Source organism: Paraglaciecola polaris LMG 21857, assembly GCF_000315055.1.
GTDB classification, from domain to species: domain Bacteria; phylum Pseudomonadota; class Gammaproteobacteria; order Enterobacterales; family Alteromonadaceae; genus Paraglaciecola; species Paraglaciecola polaris.
In genome coordinates, this window is record NZ_BAER01000136.1 from 1 (window position 1) to 671 (window position 671).

Consider the following 671-nt stretch of genomic DNA (forward strand, 5'->3'; position numbering starts at 1 on the left):
AGAGATGTTCACACATTATGGTCATATCAACGTATGGAGCAATAATAGCCTCAGTTGCCCCCGTTGATGGGCATACTGCACCAAACACATAAGCGTATTCAAATTGCTGTTGTTTAACGGCTCTTGGTCGTGTACCTGTTTCAGCCCATAAGCGAGTTGTGGTGTTTTGCTGACCAAATCTCGCTTCATCCTGAAACCACACATCCACATTATTTAACGAGATATGTCCCGGGATCGCATTGATCGTTTCAGTTTTGAATTTTTTTAAAAGTCTCTTGAGCTTCTTCTGATTGTTTAGGGTGTTTTGAGCGGCTCGTAAGCCAGGAAAAGCCTAACTGGTGGAGAAGGCGGTATATGTTTGTCAGGCTATAGGTGACTCCAAACTCCCGCTCCACATAGGTGATCATAAGGGTGCCTTTTAGCCTTCCTCCATCAGGTTTGATGGCATGAGACAGCACATACGCTTTAAATTGTTCCAACTGCTCAGTAGACAATGCCCGAGGGCGGCCCGAACGGTTTTTCTCTTTTAGCCCATGGAGACCATGTGCATTAAAGCGCTTTACCCACTCGTTTACCATTCTGCGACTGACGTGTAAGTATTGAGCTGTTTGTGTTCGATTGGCTCCATTTTTAATATGAGAAAGCGCCATTAACCTGATACGCATACGGCC

Annotated in this window: 2 protein-coding genes; both read right to left on the reverse strand. The window is 45.2% G+C overall.

The features are described 5' to 3' along the window. Positions 1–208, reverse strand: a 208-nt coding sequence (locus GPLA_RS24160) for a transposase (protein WP_407636162.1), incomplete at its 3' end; no start/stop codon positions are given. A gap of 40 nt (positions 209–248) precedes the next feature. Further along, positions 249–671, reverse strand: a 423-nt coding sequence (locus GPLA_RS21885; RefSeq protein ID WP_040515697.1) for an IS630 family transposase, incomplete at its 5' end; no start/stop codon positions are given.